The following is a 17650-nucleotide window of genomic DNA, read 5'->3' on the forward strand; positions in this document are numbered from 1 at the left end:
ACGCGCATCACTTCGCGTCGGAAGTGCCGAACGCCGACCTCTCGGTTAGGCTGGTTGCCGTGAAGTCATGGCCCGAACCTCAACTGCCCCGTCTGACCAGCACCGGCAAAGTGCCCACGGTCTTCGACACGAGCACCCGCAGCCCGCGCCGACTGCGCGGATCCGAGCAGACCGCTCGTCTCTATGTCTGCGGGATCACCCCCTACGATGCGACGCATCTCGGTCATGCCGCCACCTATGTGGCCTTCGACCTGCTCAACCGGATCTGGCGGGATGCCGGGCTGGACGTCGTCTACGCACAGAACACCACTGATGTCGACGACCCGCTGCTGGAGAGGGCCGACGCCACGGGAGTCGACTGGCGCGAACTCGCCTCCTCCCAGATCCAGCTCTTCCGCGAAGACATGGACGCCCTGCGGGTGATCCCGCCGGACAGCTTCATCGGCGTCGTCGAATCGGTCGACGAGATCGCCGCCGGCGTCCGCGATCTCGTGGACAAGGGGGCCGCCTACACACTCGACAACGGTGACGTCTACTACCGAGTGTCGACCCAGATCACTCCGCCCTTCGGCACCGTCAGCCACGATGATGCCGAGACCATGGCCGCACTCTCGGCCGAACGCGGCGGAGATCCGGAGACCGCGGGCAAGGAGAACCCCATCGACCCGCTGCTGTGGCGAGCCGAACGCGAAGGCGAACCCTCCTGGGACGGAGGCTCACTGGGGCGGGGGCGCCCGGGTTGGCATGTCGAATGCACCGTCATCGCCGATAAGTACGTCGGATTCCCCGTCGATGTGCAGGGAGGCGGCAGCGACCTCATCTTCCCGCACCATGAGATGAGCGCCGCACATGCCGCAGCCTGGCGGGACACGCCGATGGCGAAGACCTACATGCACACCGGGATGGTCGGCCTCGACGGCGAGAAGATGAGCAAGTCCAAGGGCAATCTCGTCCTCGTCTCGAAGCTGCGTGAGCGCGGAGTCGACCCCATGGTCATCCGCACTGTGATCCTGTCCAACCACTACCGCAGCGACTGGAGCTTCACCGAGGAGCAGCTCTCCATCGCAGATGCGCGCCTCCAAGCCTGGAGGCATGCCGCCAAGTGCGAGTCAGAATGTCGTGAAGGCCTGCGCGAGCACATCATCGGCCTGCTGCGCGAAGCACTCACCGATGACCTCGACAGCCCACGTGCCCTGGGGATCCTCGACGAATGGGCCGAACACTATGCGGACTCCGAGCCGTCGGAGACTGCGGCTCTCAGCGGCGACCGAGTCGCCGACGCCGTCGACGCCCTGTTGGGCATCCGCCTCCTCGACTGACATCGATCGACGCTCACTGTCTGAGCGCCGGATGCCCGTGGTTCACTTATCGCGGCCGCGTTTGCGCAGATAGCGTTCGAACTCGGCCGCGATGGCGTCTCCGCTGGCTTCGGGCAGCTCCGTCGAATCGTTCTGTCGCTCCAGCGTCTTGACGAGTTCGACGAGTTGCGGGTTGAGGGAGACGAGCTCATCGGCGCCGAGTTCCCACGCCCGGCTCTCCTCTTCTAGCACGTGGATGTCGATTTCGATCCCGGCATAGCGTTCGACTGCCTTCGCCAGTGCGAGCTCCGCCTTCGGCGACGGTGATTCAGCCAGGTAGTCCGGCACGCCCACCCACAGATTGATCGCCCGGACTCCGCGCCATCGGCAGGCGACCCCGAGGAGCCCGAGAATGCCGATGGGACCCTCATAGCCGTTGGCGTCGATGCCGAGTCCGGAGGCGAGCTCCTTGTCCTCCGTATTGGCCACCACCGGCAGCGGTCGCGTATGCGGGACCTCCGCGTGGAGCCCGCCGAGGAGGACGACCGTATCGTCATCCCCGACGTGAGCGAGGACGAGGGAGAGGAACTCCCGCCATTTCAGACCCGGTTCGTGACCGTGGATGACCGTGATCAGCTGCTCGCCGAGGCAGCCCCGATGAACCGCGACGCCCGGCCAGGCGATCGACGCCGTTCCGTCCTCGTCGCGGATGATCTCGGGTTCGGAGAAACGGAATTCGTAGAACCCATCGGTGTCGAGGATCTCGGGGTCGTCCAGCTGCCAGACCTCGATGAGATCCTTGACCAGCGAACTCGCCGCTTCGGAAGCATCGGCATCCTGACCTTCGAAGGCGATGAAGACGAGTGCCCCGGACCCGGATGGAAGAATACTCATGGTCCCAGACTACGCTGGGCGTATGACGAACCATGCATCAGCCGACCCTGCCGCCGTCCTGTGGGATATGGACGGAACCCTGGTCGACACCGAACCGTATTGGATCCGCGCCGAGACCGAACTGATGAACGCCCATGGGCTGCCGTGGTCGGAGGAACAGGGACTCGACTTCGTCGGCAACGAGCTGATCGTCTCCGCCCGGATGATGCGTCAGGCCGGACTCGACCTGCCGGCCGAAGAGATCGTCGAGACCCTGATGGGCAAGGTCATCGCCCAGATCCGCGAGTCAGTGCCGTTCCGGCCCGGTGCCCTCGAGCTGCTGGCCGAACTCAAGGCCGAGGGCATTCCGAACGTCATGGTCACGATGTCCTACCGCCCCTTGGCCGAGGCCGTCATCGCCAACTGCCCGCCGAACAGCTTCGCCGGGCTCGTCTCCGGCGATGAGGTCTTCGCAGGCAAACCGGATCCCGAACCCTATCTGCGCGGGGCGGCACTGCTCGGCCTCGACCCGACCGAGTGCGTGGCCCTGGAGGATTCGAAGCCGGGCCTGGCCAGTGCCGAGGCGGCCGGAACCATTGCGATCGGCGTGCCCCACTTCGTCGACCTCGAGCCCCGTCCTGGCCGCATCCTCTGGGACAGCCTCGAAGGCCGCGGTGTCGCCGACCTGCGACGCCTCCGTGCCGAACAGAGCGCCTGAGGACTACGCCCCGACGATCTTCGTGATCTCCGGAGTCGGGGGAGGGGTGTTGCCCCAGGCCGGGCACAGCGGTTTGAACGTGCACCAATTGCACAGCGGTGACTTCTTCGGCCGCCACCGATCCGACTCCGCTGAGGCGATGATGTCCTTCCAGATCGCATCGATTTCGAACTGCGTCTGTTCGACCTCAGCCATCGTCGGATGGGACTTCAGCACGCTGCGCGAACCCAGGTACATCAGCTGCAGAGTGTGGACGAGTTCGCCGGAGAGTCGATAGACGACGAGAGCGTAGAAGCCCATCTGGAACTTCGCCTCCCGCCCGTACTGCGGCTTCGGCTGCTTGCCCGTCTTGTAGTCGACGAGACGCCGCTCGCCGCCAGGGGCGACATCGACCCGGTCGATGAACCCGCGCAGCTCGAGTCCGTTGTCGAGCTTCGTGCGGACGAACTTCTCCGTCTCCTCCGGTTCGAGATGCTCCGGATACTCGAGAACGAAATAGGAATCGATCAGCCGACGTGCCGATGTGAAGAACGTCTCCTTCTCCGATTCGTCCACGAAGATCTCGAGCACATCGGGGTCTTTCTCGACGAGCTCCTCCCACGCCGGCATGAGCATCGTCTGCGCCAGTTCGGCCGTGCGCTCGACCGCCGGTGCGGTGAACAGCTTCTCGAGCACCGAATGGACCACCGTGCCGCGGAATGCCGCCTGAGAAGGCGGCTCCGGCAGCTTGTCGATGCTGCGGAAGCGGAACTTCAGAGGGCATTGGATGAAGTCGTTGGCCCGGGAGGGCGAGAGACTGGTGAGCTCGGCCATAACTCCACTGTAACGACCTGCACGGACACGACGTGGCGACCAGCGGTCAGTGCGTCGTCGCTGTTAGGCTGAGTAACCGACCCTCTGTGGTCCGCTGACCACGACATCGACCGGAGGAATCCCTTCAATGGCCGCGAAAAACCACCACCCCGGTGCGTCATCGGGTCTGCGCCTGGGCACTGTCCTCGGCGCGCCGGTGATTCTGGCGTGGTCGTGGTTCCTCGCCGCCATCGTGATCACCATCCTCTTCACCCCGTGGCTCAACCAGGTCCGTCCCGATCTGGGCATCGGGGCATGGTTCGTGGCCTTCGCCTACGCCGTGCTCCTCTTCGCCTCCGTGTTCCTCCACGAGCTCGCGCACGGAGTGGCCGGTCAGTTCTACGGCCAGAAGGTCGCTGCGATCGAACTCAATATCTGGGGCGGGTTCACCCGGTTCGAACCGCAGATGGACAATCCGCGCGACAAAGCGGCGATGACGAGCTTCGTCATCTCCATCGTCGGCCCCATCGTCAACATCGTTCTGGCTCTGCTGGGATGGTGGTGCCTCAGCGCCGCCAGCCCCACCTCGGTGCCTTGGCTGCTGCTCATCGCCGTCACCTTCGCCAACGTCGCCCTCGGTGCCATCAACCTACTGCCGGGCATCCCGCTCGACGGCGGCTGGGCGCTGCAGGCGATCATGTGGCGCCTCACCGGTTCGCAGTTCCTGGGCACGATCGTGGCCAGCTGGGTCGGACGCATCATCGCCATCGGGTTCATCGGCTGGTCGGTCATCACACCGCTGCTCGCCGGCGAACGCCCCGCCCCGCTGACCGTGGCCTGGATGTCGCTCATCGCGATCATGCTGTGGTTCTCCGCCGGAGACGCCGCGACCCACGCCAAACGGGCTCGGAAGATGGAGACCTACGACCTGTCCCAGGTCATCCAACCGGCGATCGCCGCCACCTGGGACGCCGACCTGGCCGACACGCTCGACTATGCGAACACGCTCGGGAACGCGAAGGAGCGCACCCTCATCGTCGTCCTCGACCAGAAGGGGCTGCCGTACGGTCTCGTCGACCGGCATGCGGCAGCCGGTCGGCTCGCCGAGACCCTCGAGGCCGTTCCCGCCGGAGAGGTGGCGCGCCCCCTGGCCGGGTGGATCGGAGTGCCGAAGGACATCACGGCCCCGCACCTGCTCGAATCGCTCACCCACCGCCCCAAGGCACAGTTCAGCCTGGTCATGGACGGCAACACCCTCGTCGGAGTCATCGACCTGCAGGAGTTCTTCGACGAACTTCTCGCAGCCTGAGCCGGTTGTGTGAGGCAATCCTCACCAGCGTAGAGTGGACTCATCATGACTCAGCCACTGCATTCCCGGCCTCCGCGCGTTCTGGGCCGCGGAGAGAAGGTCCAACTCACCGACCCCAAGGGGCGGATGCACACCTTCGTGCTCGCCCCGGGTGAGCACTTCCATACGAACAAGGGCCTCATCAGCCACGATGACATCATCGGGCGCACAGAGGGAATCATCGTCGCGAACTCCGGGGGAGTGGACTTCCAGGTCTTCCGCCCCCGGTACGAAGACTTCGTGCTCTCCATGCCCCGTGGGGCCGCAGTCGTCTACCCGAAGGATTCGGGACTCATCGTCACCCTCGGCGACATCTTTCCCGGGGCTACCGTCGTCGAGGCCGGCGTCGGATCCGGAGCCCTGTCGATGGCGCTGCTGCGCGCCGTGGGCGCAGGCGGGTCCGTGCACTCGTTCGAACTGCGAGAGGAATTCGCGACGATCGCGGCCGGCAACATCGCCGACTTCTTCGACGGCGAACCGGAGAACTGGTCGGTCACCGTCGGTGATCTCGCCGAGACCCTGCCGCAGACGTTCGGACCCGGCAGCGTCGACCGCGTCGTCCTCGACATGCTGACCCCCTGGAACACCCTCGAAGCAGTCAGCGAAGCGCTGACACCCGGCGGAATCGTCATCGCCTATGTGGCCACCGTCCCGCAGCTGTCCCGTTTCGTCGAAGCCCTGCGCGCTTCCGGCCGGTTCGCCGAACCCGAGTCGATGGAGGCCATGGTCCGCGGCTGGCACGTCGACGGACTCGCGGTCCGCCCCGACCACCGGATGATCGCCCACACCGGGTTCCTCATCATGGCCCGCCGGATGGCCGACGGCATCAGCCCGCTGGAGAAGAAGAAGCGCCCTCAGGGAGCCGCCGCGGCCGCAGAGGATGTGGCGGCGTGGACGGAACCCGAGGTCACCGAGGCGGCCATCGGCACCCGCACCGCACACGGGAAGAAGCTGCGCCGGGTGATGCGCGAGGCCGGCAGACGCCTGCGCGACGAGCCCGAAGGATCCGGCGAAACGCCGACCACAGATGTCACAGACAGCCCGACCGACACGAGCACAGGGCCGAAGGAGGATCGATGACAGAGACCACGACCGAGGTGAAGAAGCTGCGCGAGGACACCGCGTCCCTGCGCCAGCAGCTCTACACAGCGGGCAAACGCAACGAGGCACTGTCGAAGACTCTGCGCACGGCCCGCGATGAGCTGGGCAGGATCAAAGAGGAGGCCAGGCGACTGACCGAGCCTCCGAACAACTGGGGCACACTCATCGCCCTCGGCGAGAATGCAGTGACCGCCGACGTCATCGTCGGCGGACGACGCATGCGCGTGGCCGTCGCCCCCGAAATCGAACCCGAGACCCTGCGTGCCGGAGCCGATGTGCTCCTGTCCGAAGGTCTCGTCATCATCGGCACCGGCGACTTCCCGCCCGTGGGATCGGTCGTCAACGTCCGCGAATTCGTCGACTCCCAGCGCATCCTCGTCGGAGCTCCCGGCGATGACGAACAGGTCTTCACCCTCGCTGCCGGCCTCGTCGAATCGGGACTGCGCGTCGGCGATGCCGTCGTCGTCGACACCCGCACCCACTATGCGCTGCAGGTCGTCGAGAAGCCCGAGGTGTCCTCGCTGCTGCTCGAAGAGGTCCCCGACATCACCTACTCGGACATCGGCGGACTGGCCGACCAGATCGAACAGATCAAGGACGCCGTCGAACTGCCCTTCGAACATCCCGAGCTCTACACCGAGCACGGACTCAAACCACCCAAGGGGATCCTGCTCTACGGACCTCCCGGCTGCGGAAAGACGCTCATCGCAAAGGCCGTGGCGAACTCCCTGGCCGATCGCACCGGCACGGTGCGCACGAGCAAGACCTACTTCCTCAACATCAAAGGCCCGGAGCTGCTGGACAAGTACGTCGGTGAGACCGAACGTCAGCTGCGCCTGATCTTCGCCCGAGCGCGGGAGAAGGCCTCGGCAGGTTTCCCCGTCGTGGTGTTCTTCGACGAGATGGAATCGCTGTTCCGCACACGCGGCACCGGCAAGTCCTCGGACGTGGAGACGACGATCGTGCCGCAGCTGCTCACGGAGATCGACGGTGTCGAACAGCTCGACAACGTCATCGTCATCGGTGCCTCGAACCGTGAGGATCTCATCGACCCTGCGATCCTGCGTCCCGGTCGCCTGGATGTGAAGATCCGCATCGAACGTCCCGACGCCGACGCGGCCCGGGACATCTTCGAGAAGTACCTCACGGCGGACCTGCCCCTGCACTCGAGCGTACTCGCCGGTCATGACACCCCCGCCGAGGCGGTCACCGCGCTGATCGACAGCTGTGTCGAACGGATGTTCGCGGAGACTCCGGAGAACGAATTCGTCGAGGTCAGCTATGCCGACGGTTCGAAAGAAATCCTCCACTTCTCTGCTTTCGCCTCCGGTGCGATGATCCACAACATCGTCGACCGTGCGAAGAAGGCGGCGATCAAGTCGCTGCTCGACACCGGTGAGCGCGGTCTGCGTCCTGGACACTTCGAGGATGCCATCGCCGAGGAATTCAGCGAGCACGAGGATCTGCCGAACACGACGAACCCTGACGAATGGGCGCGGATCTCCGGGCGCAAGGGCGAGCGGGTCACTCATCTGCGGATGATGCACCTCGATACGACCAGGGGAGCCCCGACCGTGCCCTATGAGACCGAGATCGCCGAGGTGCGGCCGAACTCCGATCTCGTCTGAGCCTGCCGATGATCACGAGGCGATGAATCGAGAGCCCGCCGTCTCCATCGGTCGACGGAGGCGGCGGGCTCGGTTCGCAGTCAGGCGTCGGGCCGACGCGAGCAGATGTTCAGCGGCTGCGTCTGCGGCGGCCCGAACCGCCGGAGACGGCCGTGGCGATGAGGCGCCAACCGACCAGAGTGATGAGATTGAGCGAGGTCGCCACGATCATGAAGCTCACCGGCACCGCAGCTGGGTCCCCGCCGGCACCGGTGACTCCGCGCAGAACGAGCCCGACGAGGACGGTGATCGCCCAGACGCCGGTGCCCGTGGCCAGAGGAGCGATCGGCCGATCCCACACGGCCGTGAGCAGCCACGCGATGACGAGGGCTGCGACGAAGGGCCACGCTGTGGTCATCAGCCCCTGAAGATCGAAATTGTGAGAATGTGTGTAATGACCGACGATCGTGAACAGAACCACGAGGATGAGGTCGACGATCAGTGCGATGGGGAGATGAGATTTCTTCGTTGCCACGTCCCCGAGTCTAGACCTTGGAGGAGAATCAGATGCTCAGAGTCAGGCGCGTCATGGGGGCCGAGACCGAGTTCGGCCTCAGCCAGCCGGGCAACCCGCGGGCGAACCCGATGCGGGACTCGGCGCGTGTCGTCGACGCCTATGCCGGTCACCGCGGGCTGAAGTCCTCCCAGAACTTCTGGGACTTCGCCACCGAGTCTCCGCTGGCCGATGCCCGCGGCTTCTTCATGAACATCGCCGACGCCGATGCCACCCAGCTGACCCACGTTCCGGCCGACGATGTCGAAGCCCAGTATCTGGCGAATGTCGTCACGGAGAACGGCGCCCGCTACTACGTCGACCACGCCCATCCCGAATACTCCTCCCCGGAGGTGCTCACCCCGCGCGATGTCGTCACCTTCGACCGAGCCGGCGATCTCGTCGCATTGGAGTCGGTGCGAACGCTCGAGAAGAGCGCGGAACCGGTCAATCTGTACAAGAACAACACGGACTCCAAGGGCGCTTCCTACGGCACCCATGAGAACTACCTCGTCGACCGGTCCACGGACTTCGATGACATCGTGGCCGGCCTCGTCCCGTTCTTCGTCACCCGTCAGATCCTGTGCGGATCGGGACGGGTCGGCATCGGTCGCGAGGGGGAGGGCAAAGGCTTCCAGATCTCGTCCCGCGCGGACTTCTTCGAAGCCGAAGTGGGACTCGAGACGACCCTGCGGCGACCCATCGTCAACACCCGCGACGAACCGCACGCCGACCCGGCGAAGTACCGCCGTCTGCACGTGATCATCGGCGACGCCACTCTGGCGGAACCGGCGACGTTCGTCCGCTTCGGGTCGACCTCCCTCGTCCTCGGACTCATCGAGGCCGGACTGGCGCCGCGGATCGAGCTCGCAGATCCCCTGCAGTCGCTGTGGGACGTCAGCCACGACCTGAGCCTATCCGCCCCGCTGCCGCTGGCCGACGGGACGACGAAGACGGCCCTGGAGATCCAGGAGATCTTCTATTCCGCCTGTCTCGAGCACGCCGACCCGGATGATGCCGAGACGAGTCAGGTGCTCGCCGAATGGCGCCGATTCCTCGACGGGCTCTCGACCGATCCGACGAATCTGGCCGACTCCATCGACTGGGTCGCCAAATGGGTGCTGCTGTCAAGCTACCGCTCCCGGGAAGGAATCGACTGGGACCATCCGAAGCTCGCCCTCATCGACGTCCAGTACCACGATGTGCGCCCGGAGAAGGGGCTGTTCCACAAGCTCGAACGGGCCGGACGGATCCGCCGGATGACCACCGACGCCGAGGTCGAAGCCGCCGTGACCAACGCCCCCGACGGGACCCGGGCGTTCCTGCGCTCCGTGGCGGTCAGCCGCCTCGGCGAGGATCTGGTGGCCGCGAGCTGGGATTCGCTCGTGCTCAACGCGGGATCCTTCGGCGTGGTGCGCCTGCCCATGCACGAACCGCTCAAGGGCACCCGCGAACTGCTTGCCCATCGGGTTGAGGGAATCGGGACGGCCGAGGGCCTGCTGGAGGCACTCGGAGTGGATAGACTGAGCGTGAAGAACGACTGAAGGAGTGTGAGATGAGCTCGCAGGAACAGGTCCAGAGAGACAAATCGTCCGGTGGGGGAGACGCCCCCGTCGATCCGCCGGAGGCAGTGCAGGGACAGATCAACACTCAGAACGTCGACTCCATCCTCGACGAGATCGACGGTGTGCTCGAATCGAATGCGGAGGAGTTCGTCAAGAACTTCGTGCAGAAGGGCGGCCAATGAGATGGCAGGATTCCCTCCTGCATTCTTGAGTTCGACGAGCAACTCCTTCGTCGAACTCGCCCGCTCCCTGGCGCCCGAAGCGCTGCCGCAACCCGGGGGTGGGGATCTGGCCGAACAGGCCCCGGACGGCACGACGATCATCTGCTTCCGCACGGCCGATGGAATACTCATGGCCGGTGACCGGAGGGCGACGATCGGCAACCTCATCGCGTCGCATTCGATGGAGAAGGTCGATGCCGCCGATGACTTCTCCGTCATCGGCATCGCCGGCACCGCCGGTGTCGCACTCGACCTCATCCGGCTGTTCCAGCTCGAACTCGAACACTACGAGAAGATCGAAGGAGCGCGCCTCTCGCTCAACGGCAAAGCCAACCGCTTAGCGGCGATGCTGCGCGGAAACCTCGGCCTGGCGATGCAGGGTCTGACCGTCGTCCCGCTGTTCGCCGGAGTCGACGAATCGAGACCGCAGGGTCAGATCTTCAGCTTCGACGTCACCGGCGGAAAGTACGAAGAGCACCGGTTCCATTCCATCGGCTCCGGATCCGGGTTCGCCCGCGGGGCACTGAAGAAGCTGTGGCGGGCCGATCTCGACCACGAGCAGGCGATCTCCGTGGCCGTCGAAGCCCTCTTCGACGCCTCCGACGATGATTCGGCGACCGGCGGGCCCGATTTCGTCCGCCAGATCGCCCCGACGATCTGCACCGTCGACCTTGACAACGGTGTCACCGAAATCGATTCGGCCACCGTCCTGGACACCGCCACCGAGGTCGTCGCCCGCCGCACCGCCGCCGCCCGGTGATGACCACGGCACCGTTACCGCGAAAGGATCGTGGATGAGTCAGGCACCGTTCTACGTCTCGCCCGAACAGCTGATGAAGGACCGGGCGGACTTCGCCCGCAAGGGCATCGCCCGAGGCCGGTCCGTCGTCGTCATGCGCTTCGACGAAGGCATCCTGCTTTTGGCGGAGAACCCGTCACCGACGCTGCACAAGATCGCTGAGATCTACGACCGGATCGGCTTCGCCGCCGTCGGCAAGTACAACGAATTCGAGACGCTGCGCCAGGCCGGAGTCCGCTACGCGGACCTGCGCGGGTACTCCTACGACCGCACCGACGTCACCGCTCGCGGACTGACGAACGCCTACGCACAGACGCTGGCCGGAGTCTTCACCACCGAATCGAAGCCCTTCGAAGTCGAACTCGTCGTCGCCGAACTCGGAGTCGCACCGGAGGGCGACCAGCTCTACCGACTCAGCTACGACGGGTCCGTCATCGACGAGACCGAACACGTGGCCATCGGCGGTCAGGCCGATGCGATCACCGCCTCCCTGGCCGGGGTGCGCAGCTCGCAGATGACTCTGCGGGAAGTGTTCGACCACGGCGTGGCCGCCCTGGGAGCCGCCACCCAGGCGACCTTGGACACCGACGCGCTCGAGGCCGCCGTCCTCGACCGCACCACGACGAAGCAGCGGACATTCCGGCGCCTCGACGATGCGGCGATGAGCGGACTGCGGGAGGACTGAATGGCACGCATCTACGGACTCGAAACCGAATACGGACTCGCCCACACCGCCGATTCAGAAGGCCGCCGCATCGGCCCCGAGGAGATCGCCCGGTACCTCTTCCGACCCGTCGTCGAATGGGGCCGGTCCTCGAATGTGTTTCTCCCCAACGGGTCACGCCTCTACCTCGACGTCGGATCCCACCCGGAATACGCGACCGCCGAATGCGATGACTTAGGCGATCTGCTCGCCCAGGACCGGGCCGGCGAAGGCCTGATGATCGATCTGCTGGACAAGGCACAGTCCGCGCTCGAGGCCGACGACGTCGGCGGACGCGTGCACATGGTCAAGAACAACACGGACGCGGCAGGAAACTCCTACGGTTCCCACGAGAACTTCCTCATCCGCCGCACACTCGACTTCAACCGGCTGACCACGGTGCTGCTGCCCTTCCTGGTCTCGAGGCAGCTGCTCGTCGGGGCCGGAGCCGTCATTCCCCGCCGTTCGGCGTTCGCCCCCGACGAGGAGGCCGACCGGTCGGAGATGATGTTCGGCCTCTCGGCCCGCTCCGATGTCATGTGGGAGGGACTGTCCTCGGCGACGACGCGGTCGCGACCGATCATCAACGCGCGCGACGAACCGCACGCGGATGCGGAGAAGTACCGGCGGCTGCACGTCATCGTCGGGGATTCCTCGATGTCGACGGCCACCTCGGCGCTCAAGATCGGATCCGCGGTGCTCATGCTCGACCTCATCGAACAGGGCGCCAGGATCCCGGAGAACGGGCTGCGCCACCCGGTGCGCGATATTCGTCTCGTCGCCCGCGACCTCACCGGGCAGGTCGTGCTCGAACGCACGGACGGGACCACGACGACTCCGCTGGGACTGCTCGGCGACTACCGGGATCGGGCCCAGCGGATCGTGGAGTCCGGGGAGCACAGCCTCGGCGATGATGATCTCGCCCACTATGTCATCGATCTGTGGACACGGATGCTCACAGCCGTGGAATCCCAGGACTTCTCGAGCGTGGACACGGAGATCGACTGGGTGATGAAACGCACCCTGATCGAGCGGTCTATGCAGCGCGGCATCGCCGATATCGCCGATGCGCGCATTCACCGCCTCGACATCGCCTTCCACGACATCACCCCCGCAACTGGCCTGTTTCCCAAACTCGAAGCCGCCGGGATGGCGAAGTGCCTCGTTCCCGCCGAGGCGGCCGAGCGGGCCAAGGACACACCGCCGGCGAGCACGCGCGCTGCGATCCGCGGCGAATTCGTGCGCGCCGCTCACGCCGCCCGTCGGGACTACACCGTCGACTGGGTGCACCTGCGGCTCAACGACGAATCCGGTCGAGCAGTCGCGCTCAAAGACCCGTTCTTGACGACTCACCCGCAGGCGGAAACACTCATCGCGGGCCTGTAAGATCGCCCTGTGATCCGGTCGAGCCCCCATCCGGGCACGGCCTCCCGTGACGAAAGGAAACCAGTGCGCACCAAAGTGCTCAGCGCCATCGCGGCCGGCCTGCTGCTGCTCTCGGCCTGCGGACAGGGTGAGGAGTCAGAGGACTCGACCACACCTCCGCCGTCGGTGGCCGCGCAGGACGCGAAGTCGACCGGTCTCGACGACATCACCGTCGACGGCAAGATCGGGAAGAAGCCCGAGGTCAGCTTCGAGGCTCCACTGGTCATCGACGAGACCGAGAAGAAGGTGCTCAAGAAGGGCACCGGCGACAAGATCGCCGAGGGCGAGCAGGTCACGGCACAGATGACACTGGTCTCCGGCACGACCGGCAAGACCGTCGAGTCCAGCTACGATTCGGATTCCGCCGCCGGATTCCCCATGGACAAGGCCCAGATCTCCGAAGACCTCTTCAACGCGCTCATCGACGTCAAGGTCGGATCGCGCGTGATGATGTCTCTCAACGGCAGCGCCGAGCAGGGTGAAGCCTCCCAGACGCTGGTCTACATCATCGATGTCGAGGACACGACGAAACCGCTGACTCGCGCCGAAGGCACGAAGGCCGACCAGTCGGACAACCCCGTCACCGTGAAGTGGGGTGACGACGGTGCTCCGTCGATCTCGAAGCCGAAGGGCAAAAAGCCGACCGAGCTCGAGTCCTACACGACGATCGAGGGCAAAGGCCAGGAGGTCAAGAAGGGCCAGAGCGTCTCCGTGAAGTACTCCGGTTGGCTCTGGGACGACACGTCGAAGACCTTCGACTCGAATTGGAAGAAGGACGGACAGCCCTTCGTCGTCGCCCCGGTCGGCGAGGCTCAGGTCATCGACGGCTGGAACGAGGGACTCGTCGGTCAGAAGGTCGGCGACCAGGTCGTCCTCGTCGTCCCACCGGACAAGGGCTATGGCGAACAGGGCAGCGAACCGTCCATTCCCGGCGATGCGACTCTGATCTTCGTCGTCGACATCCTCTCGGCCCAGGGCTGAGACCCAACGGTCCGACACCGAGCGACACCTCAACAGAACCGACACCAGGAGGAACATATGAGCAAGCAGAAGCCCGAAGTCGACTTCCCCGGCGGAGACGCCCCGACCGAGCTCATCATCACCGATGATGTGATCGGCACCGGCGCCGAGGCGGGGCCCGGCGACACCGTGAGCGTGCACTATGTCGGAGTCGCCTATTCCACGGGCGAAGAGTTCGACGCTTCGTACAACCGCGGCACCCCGCTGGAGTTCCGTCTCGGCTCCGGAATGGTCATCTCCGGCTGGGACCAGGGCATCCAGGGGATGAAGGTCGGCGGCCGCCGCACCCTGCAGATCCCGCCACACCTGGCGTACGGCGACCAGGGGGCCGGCGGAGTCATCCAGCCCGGGGAGTCCCTGATCTTCGTGTGCGACCTCGAGAACGTGCGTTGAGAGACAGCAATAGGACCAACACGCGCTGATTCTGCCTGAGACGACTGTGGCCGGGTTCTTTCGAACCCGGCCACATCTGTCTTTCCCGACGCGGAGGGGGATTCTGCGAGGACGAGGCGGCGGACTGAGTGTTCGACGTGGTCAGCGGCGGGCGAGCCCGGCGGCGCAGCGTCCAGCGGCGGCCGCGGCGAGGAACGATGCGGCATCGGCGGGCAGCTTCCTGCCCATCGTCGACAGTCGCACCGGCGATGTGCCCAAGGCATCCCACAGCCCGGTCAGGTCGACATCGACGAGATCATGCATCTGCAGACGAGGCAGCTGTCCGGCCACGGTCTCGGCCACGACATTCGGGTCCGGATCCATCTCGGCCCGCTCCGCCTCGGCAAGGGTGGAGAAATCGGGCACCGGCACGGTCATCCCCGCCCGCGCGATCTCACTCAGCGGAGTCAGCGAATGATGGGAGATGCCGAAATGACGGCCGCGGGCATCGGCATTCGACATCCGCAGCAGACCGACCGGACGCCCGCCGAGGAGGGCCGCGGCATTGAGATGCTCACCGGTGACCAACCCCGAATACCCGTACTTCGTGCCCGTGCCCAGATTCCCGGGACCCTGAGCGACGATGGCGATGTTGGCGGCCATCACGTGCTTGGCCGCGAGCAGCCCCGTATGGATGGTCACAGCTTCCAGATCACCGCCCCAGGCCTGGCCGGTGCTGATCGACCCGCTCAGCCACCCGGCGTCCTTGAGCCCGGCGACGGCCTGCGAGAACGGGGCCGGCAGTGCCGCACCGTCGCTGAGCACATACGCCACTGACAGGGACGGGTCGACGGCACGGATTCCGGCGATCACCGCGGGCAGAGCCGAATGCAGGTCGGCCACGACCACGGGCATGCCGTCGAGGTGTTCGGCCTCGGCGAGGGTGGAATGATGCTGCGATTCCTGATCGTCGACGCCGAGGACCATCGTCTGCAGGGGCGAATAGCGGTCCTTGACCAGATGACCGGGACCTTCCGGCGGGTCGGCCGGCAGGGCATCGGGCAGGGCGATGATGAGTCCGAACCCTCCCGTGCCCAGACGCTTCGCGAGAGCCGAGACATTGACGATGACGGCGTCGGCCGTCATCGGCTGCCCGACGGCATCGGTATAGGCGACCGCCCGGATGGATCTCACATCGGTGCCCGGCAGAGCCTCGTCCAGTTCGACGTCGACCTCTGTGTATCCTGGCCGGGTGGAGCGAATCGCTGCGACGATTCCTTTGCGCCAATGAATCATGGTCCCAAGACTATCGCCCGGCCTAGGTTACGGTGGAATCGTGAACACACCCCGCACCAGCAGACAGAGACAGCAGACCGAACGTCTGATGAATCTGCTGATCGCCCTGCGCGCGTCCCGCGGTTGGGTGTCGCGCAAGACTCTGATGAGCGCCATCGACGGCTATTCCGGACTCGACGAGGTCGCCTTCGATCGCAAATTCTCCCGCGACAAGGAACTGCTGCGGCATATGGGCATCACCATCGCCACCCGAGCCGAACACGACTCCTACGGTGATGTGGGGGAGACCGGCTACCGGATCTCCACCGCCGACTATGCGATGGACGACGTCGATCTCACCCCCGCCGAGGTGGCCGCCGTGACCGTGGCCGCCGCATTCTGGTCCGAGACCGAACTCGGGGAGTCCTCCGCCCAGGCGCTGACGAAGCTGCGTGCTCTCGGCATCGACCTCGACCAGTCCGCGGACGGGCCGGGAGCCGTCGACCCGGGCACCGCCGCGCACAGGCTGGCCAGCGCGAACTTCGCCGCCGCCCTTCATCACATCAACGCCCGCGAAGCCATCGGATTCCGCTATCACAAGCCCGGCCAGAGCGTGCGGAAGGTGCGCCTGGAACCCTTTGCGCTGCTCAGCCGTGGTGACCGCGTCTACCTCTTCGGCTTCGACCTCGATCGGCAGGCGCGTCGCACCTTCCGACTCTCCCGCGTCGAGGGTGGAATCGCGAAGCTCGGCGGCCGTGAACCCGGAGACTATGAGATCCCCGAGGACTTCTCCCCGCAGCTGGCGCTGCAGTCGAGTTCGGAGATGGCCGTCGTCGCCGAGGCGACGCTGCGCATCCGCGCCCACCGGGCCGATCCGCTGCGACGCCGACAGATCCGCAGCGACGGAGACGAAGTGATCATCGGCTGTTCCGATGTCGACGCCCTTGCCGCTGAGATCGTCGGTTTCGGTGATGCCGTCGATGCCGTCGACCCACCCGAGCTCGTGCGAGCCGTCGACCGCAGACGCGAGGCGATCCGGGAGTCGCTCAACCGCTTGGGAGGCGCCAGTGTCCTCAGCGCGTGAACGTCTCACCCGGCTGCTCAGCCTCGTGCCCTACCTCGACGCCCATCCGGGAGCGGATCTCGAAGACACTGCCGCCTACTTCGGCATCGACTCCGACACTCTCATCGACGATCTGCAGCTGCTCTTCGTCACCGGTCGCCCCGGGCATATGCCCGATGACCTCATCGATGCGTCCTGGGAAGGCGGACAGATCTTCATCTCCAACGCCGAGGAGGTCTCCGTGCCCGTGCGACTGAGTGCCGAGGAGGCCGGCGTCCTCGTCCTCGCCCTCGACATGCTCTCGTCCCTGCCCGGGCTCGACTCCGAAGCGGTGGCCACTGCGGCGTCCAAACTGCGTGTGGCGGCGGGGGAGAACCTGCGCACCGCGGTCGATGTCAGCCCCATCGACGTCGACGAGGAGCTGCTGGCCGCTCTGCGGCGGGCCGTCGAGTCCGGGACGGCGCTGCGCATCGACTACTACGTGGGGTCCCGCGACGAACTCACGACGCGGACCATCGCCCCGACCCGTCTCGTGCCCGGCGCCGATTGGTATGTCGACGCCTGGTGCTATTCGGCCGGGGCTCCGCGCCGTTTCGCCCTGGGCCGCATCCGGTCCTGGGAACCGGCGGCGCACCCCCCGATGTCGGTGAGCGAAGCGACGACGTCCTCATACGAGGTCACCCTCGGTCTCGCGGCGAGAGGAGCATGGCTGGCAGACGAACTCGACGTGACGAATCGGGAATATCTCGACAGCGGTGAGACGAGTGTGCGTATCCGTCTGCTCGTGCACTCGGTGGATTGGCTCAGCCGGTTCCTGCTCTGTCACGCCGATGTGATCACCGAAATCGATGACACCGAAGCGGTTGCGGCCGCTCTGCGCAGGCTCGGCTGAGACGAAGACCGCGTCCGAATGTGGA

At 65.7% G+C, this 17650-nt stretch carries 18 protein-coding genes; 14 read left to right on the forward strand and 4 right to left on the reverse strand.

Annotated elements, in window-relative coordinates:
- Positions 1-59 precede the first annotated feature (59 nt).
- Entirely contained in the window at positions 60-1319 is a 1260-nt protein-coding gene (gene mshC, locus FHG09_RS04075) for a cysteine--1-D-myo-inosityl 2-amino-2-deoxy-alpha-D-glucopyranoside ligase (protein ID WP_152346430.1), read from the forward strand.
- Positions 1320-1361: 42 nt separating this feature from the next.
- On the opposite strand, the gene FHG09_RS04080 is transcribed toward mshC, so the two are convergent.
- Positions 1362-2192 carry a proteasome assembly chaperone family protein gene (locus tag FHG09_RS04080; protein WP_152346431.1) on the reverse strand — a complete coding sequence of 277 codons (831 nt, stop codon included), beginning with the start codon at positions 2190-2192 and terminating at the stop codon, positions 1362-1364.
- A 22-nt stretch (positions 2193-2214) separates the two neighbouring features.
- Here FHG09_RS04080 and FHG09_RS04085 point away from each other — a divergent pair, with 22 nt between their 5' ends.
- Entirely contained in the window at positions 2215-2889 is a 675-nt protein-coding gene (locus tag FHG09_RS04085; RefSeq protein ID WP_152346432.1) for an HAD family hydrolase, read from the forward strand.
- Between the two features lie 3 nt (positions 2890-2892).
- Here the strand turns inward: FHG09_RS04085 and FHG09_RS04090 are convergent, their stop codons facing one another.
- The gene (locus FHG09_RS04090) at positions 2893-3702 is read right to left on the reverse strand and encodes a RecB family exonuclease (RefSeq protein ID WP_152346433.1); all 810 of its coding nucleotides are present in this window, start codon (positions 3700-3702) and stop codon (positions 2893-2895) included.
- Positions 3703-3829: 127 nt separating this feature from the next.
- Here FHG09_RS04090 and FHG09_RS04095 point away from each other — a divergent pair, with 127 nt between their 5' ends.
- Genes FHG09_RS04095 through arc form a run of 3 tightly spaced genes read left to right on the forward strand, consistent with a single transcriptional unit; the run spans position 3830 to position 7758 of the window.
- Positions 3830-4990 (forward strand): site-2 protease family protein, encoded by a 1161-nt coding sequence (locus FHG09_RS04095; RefSeq protein ID WP_152346434.1) that lies wholly within the window; start codon positions 3830-3832, stop codon positions 4988-4990.
- Positions 4991-5035: 45 nt separating this feature from the next.
- The gene (locus FHG09_RS04100) at positions 5036-6109 is read left to right on the forward strand and encodes a tRNA (adenine-N1)-methyltransferase (RefSeq protein ID WP_152346435.1); all 1074 of its coding nucleotides are present in this window, start codon (positions 5036-5038) and stop codon (positions 6107-6109) included.
- A complete protein-coding gene (gene arc, locus FHG09_RS04105; RefSeq protein ID WP_152346436.1) occupies positions 6106-7758 on the forward strand; it encodes a proteasome ATPase in 1653 nt (550 codons plus the stop codon). The genes FHG09_RS04100 and arc overlap by 4 nt, the downstream gene beginning before the upstream one ends.
- 109 nt (positions 7759-7867) lie before the next feature.
- Here the strand turns inward: arc and FHG09_RS04110 are convergent, their stop codons facing one another.
- Positions 7868-8272 (reverse strand): DUF3054 domain-containing protein, encoded by a 405-nt coding sequence (locus tag FHG09_RS04110; RefSeq protein WP_152346437.1) that lies wholly within the window; start codon positions 8270-8272, stop codon positions 7868-7870.
- 32 nt (positions 8273-8304) lie between these two features.
- On the opposite strand from FHG09_RS04110, the gene dop reads away from it, so the two are divergent.
- The 7 genes from dop to FHG09_RS04145 all read left to right on the forward strand — a co-directional run bounded on the left by dop (position 8305) and on the right by FHG09_RS04145 (position 14416).
- The gene (gene dop, locus FHG09_RS04115) at positions 8305-9834 is read left to right on the forward strand and encodes a depupylase/deamidase Dop (protein ID WP_152346438.1); all 1530 of its coding nucleotides are present in this window, start codon (positions 8305-8307) and stop codon (positions 9832-9834) included.
- Between the two features lie 11 nt (positions 9835-9845).
- Positions 9846-10037, forward strand: coding sequence for a ubiquitin-like protein Pup (locus FHG09_RS04120; protein ID WP_025778371.1), 192 nt, complete (start codon positions 9846-9848; stop codon positions 10035-10037).
- Position 10038: 1 nt separating this feature from the next.
- Positions 10039-10836 (forward strand): proteasome subunit beta, encoded by a 798-nt coding sequence (gene prcB / locus FHG09_RS04125; RefSeq protein WP_152346439.1) that lies wholly within the window; start codon positions 10039-10041, stop codon positions 10834-10836.
- Positions 10837-10870: 34 nt separating this feature from the next.
- Complete coding sequence (gene prcA / locus FHG09_RS04130) at positions 10871-11560, forward strand: proteasome subunit alpha (RefSeq protein WP_152346440.1); 690 nt, start codon at positions 10871-10873, stop codon at positions 11558-11560.
- Positions 11561-12964 (forward strand): Pup--protein ligase, encoded by a 1404-nt coding sequence (gene pafA / locus FHG09_RS04135; RefSeq protein ID WP_152346441.1) that lies wholly within the window; start codon positions 11561-11563, stop codon positions 12962-12964.
- A gap of 63 nt (positions 12965-13027) precedes the next feature.
- The gene (locus tag FHG09_RS04140; protein ID WP_227492536.1) at positions 13028-13984 is read left to right on the forward strand and encodes an FKBP-type peptidyl-prolyl cis-trans isomerase; all 957 of its coding nucleotides are present in this window, start codon (positions 13028-13030) and stop codon (positions 13982-13984) included.
- Between the two features lie 57 nt (positions 13985-14041).
- Entirely contained in the window at positions 14042-14416 is a 375-nt protein-coding gene (locus FHG09_RS04145) for an FKBP-type peptidyl-prolyl cis-trans isomerase (RefSeq protein WP_152346442.1), read from the forward strand.
- A gap of 141 nt (positions 14417-14557) precedes the next feature.
- Here FHG09_RS04145 and FHG09_RS04150 read toward each other — a convergent pair whose 3' ends face one another.
- Positions 14558-15691, reverse strand: coding sequence for a DUF3866 family protein (locus FHG09_RS04150; RefSeq protein WP_152346443.1), 1134 nt, complete (start codon positions 15689-15691; stop codon positions 14558-14560).
- Positions 15692-15731: 40 nt separating this feature from the next.
- Here FHG09_RS04150 and FHG09_RS04155 point away from each other — a divergent pair, with 40 nt between their 5' ends.
- Together FHG09_RS04155 and FHG09_RS04160 are read left to right on the forward strand one after the other, a co-directional pair.
- Positions 15732-16754: a helix-turn-helix transcriptional regulator gene (locus FHG09_RS04155; RefSeq protein ID WP_227492537.1), complete on the forward strand. Its 1023-nt coding sequence runs from the start codon at positions 15732-15734 to the stop codon at positions 16752-16754.
- Positions 16738-17625: a WYL domain-containing protein gene (locus tag FHG09_RS04160; RefSeq protein ID WP_152346444.1), complete on the forward strand. Its 888-nt coding sequence runs from the start codon at positions 16738-16740 to the stop codon at positions 17623-17625. Before FHG09_RS04155 ends, FHG09_RS04160 begins: the two co-directional genes overlap by 17 nt.
- The last annotated feature ends 25 nt before the right edge of the window (positions 17626-17650 follow it).

It is taken from the genome of Brevibacterium sp. CFH 10365 (assembly GCF_009299785.1).
Classification (GTDB): Bacteria; Actinomycetota; Actinomycetes; order Actinomycetales; family Brevibacteriaceae; genus Brevibacterium; species Brevibacterium limosum.

Excerpts from the sequence above, each read along its gene's own strand:
- FHG09_RS04080 (WP_152346431.1), bottom strand. The coding sequence starts at position 2,192 with ATGAGTATTCTTCCATCCGGGTCCGGGGCACTCGTCTTCATCGCCTTC.
- FHG09_RS04085 (WP_152346432.1), top strand. The coding sequence starts at position 2,215 with ATGACGAACCATGCATCAGCCGACCCTGCCGCCGTCCTGTGGGATATG.
- FHG09_RS04090 (WP_152346433.1), bottom strand. The coding sequence starts at position 3,702 with ATGGCCGAGCTCACCAGTCTCTCGCCCTCCCGGGCCAACGACTTCATC.
- FHG09_RS04095 (WP_152346434.1), top strand. The coding sequence starts at position 3,830 with ATGGCCGCGAAAAACCACCACCCCGGTGCGTCATCGGGTCTGCGCCTG.
- FHG09_RS04100 (WP_152346435.1), top strand. The coding sequence starts at position 5,036 with ATGACTCAGCCACTGCATTCCCGGCCTCCGCGCGTTCTGGGCCGCGGA.
- arc (WP_152346436.1), top strand. The coding sequence starts at position 6,106 with ATGACAGAGACCACGACCGAGGTGAAGAAGCTGCGCGAGGACACCGCG.
- dop (WP_152346438.1), top strand. The coding sequence starts at position 8,305 with ATGCTCAGAGTCAGGCGCGTCATGGGGGCCGAGACCGAGTTCGGCCTC.
- FHG09_RS04120 (WP_025778371.1), top strand. The coding sequence starts at position 9,846 with ATGAGCTCGCAGGAACAGGTCCAGAGAGACAAATCGTCCGGTGGGGGA.
- prcB (WP_152346439.1), top strand. The coding sequence starts at position 10,039 with ATGGCAGGATTCCCTCCTGCATTCTTGAGTTCGACGAGCAACTCCTTC.
- prcA (WP_152346440.1), top strand. The coding sequence starts at position 10,871 with ATGAGTCAGGCACCGTTCTACGTCTCGCCCGAACAGCTGATGAAGGAC.
- pafA (WP_152346441.1), top strand. The coding sequence starts at position 11,561 with ATGGCACGCATCTACGGACTCGAAACCGAATACGGACTCGCCCACACC.
- FHG09_RS04145 (WP_152346442.1), top strand. The coding sequence starts at position 14,042 with ATGAGCAAGCAGAAGCCCGAAGTCGACTTCCCCGGCGGAGACGCCCCG.
- FHG09_RS04150 (WP_152346443.1), bottom strand. The coding sequence starts at position 15,691 with ATGATTCATTGGCGCAAAGGAATCGTCGCAGCGATTCGCTCCACCCGG.